The 1144-nt window shown below is 37.5% G+C and carries 1 protein-coding gene and 1 pseudogene; both read left to right on the top strand.

Annotated elements, in window-relative coordinates:
* Positions 1–553: pseudogene (locus ACWATR_RS40255) on the top strand (ISKra4-like element ISPle2 family transposase); the annotation flags it as partial.
* Positions 554–593: 40 nt separating this feature from the next.
* Positions 594–983 (top strand): hypothetical protein, encoded by a 390-nt coding sequence (locus ACWATR_RS40250; RefSeq protein WP_460346046.1) that lies wholly within the window; start codon positions 594–596, stop codon positions 981–983.
* Positions 984–1144: the final 161 nt, after the last annotated feature.

Here is a 1144-nt window from a genome sequence, read left to right as displayed (position 1 = left end):
TCAAGTAGCAGGTACAAAACCCACAAAAACCGTAGTGATTGGTGATGGCGCACATTGGATTTGGTCGATGGCATCAGAACAATTTCCAGGGGGAGTGGAAATTCTCGACTTTTTTCATCTCTCAGAATATGTGTGGTCAGTGGCGAAAGCCGCTTATCCTAATATTGAAGACACTCAAAAAGATTGGGTGAAAACCCAACAACAATTACTGAAGAAATCTGAATGGACTACAGTAATTGAAAATTGTCATCAATTCCCAAAAAAGAAGAAAGATTTAACCAAAGCAATTACCGATTTAGAGCGTTATTTAACTAATAATCAAAGTCGAATTGATTATCGCTCTTATTTAAAAGCTGGTTTAATGATTGGTTCAGGAGTTGTTGAAAGTTCTAATCGGCGTGTGGTTACACAAAGATTAAAACAAGCAGGTATGCATTGGTCTTTTTTTGGAGCCGAAGGAGTTATGGCTCTTAGGGCAGCATATTTAAGTTCTTCTTCGCGATGGTCAAATTTTTGGTCATCCTTATCTTACAATCAAATTAAGTTAGCGTAAGATTCACGCTAACCTTGGACTTTTAAGCTTGTATTTAATAGTGGTCAAAACAAGAGAACAGAATCTTTCAGATTTAGCACACAGAGTAGAACTTTTAATTGCCAAAAGAGAAGAAATCAACCAAGAAATCTTTACTCTTAACAAGAGTGATGTAGCTGAATCTGGTTGTTGGATTGTTCGTTACCGTGCCAAAGGTAAGGGCGGAGCTTATTGGTATTATAAGTGGCAATCAGGAGAACCTATCTTTGTTACCAAAAATGGTAATAAAAGTTGTCATCAATATATTGGTAAAGCAGGTAGTCCAGCTTTCTTAAAAGCAGTTGAGATGATGAAAAATCGGACAAAAATCGAAGCGTTAAACCAGGTGCTTCATACACTAGAGCTAGGACTCAATGACCTAGTTGAAGAAGCGGCAAGATTTCAAAAATAATTCATATCGAAGTAAGAGTTAACATCTACATCAGTCAGAGTTTAGTTAGCGTAGATAGTACGCTAACTTGTTTTTTCTTCCCCACACTTTTTTTCGCTCACCCTGCCTCTGTCATAAACCCTTGCCTCCAATAAGCACTGGCAAGCTCATAACCTATATCA

This window comes from Nostoc sp. UIC 10890 (genome assembly GCF_054786515.1).
Note: the sequence above shows the minus strand (reverse complement) of the source record. Positions and strands in the feature narration are given on the sequence as shown.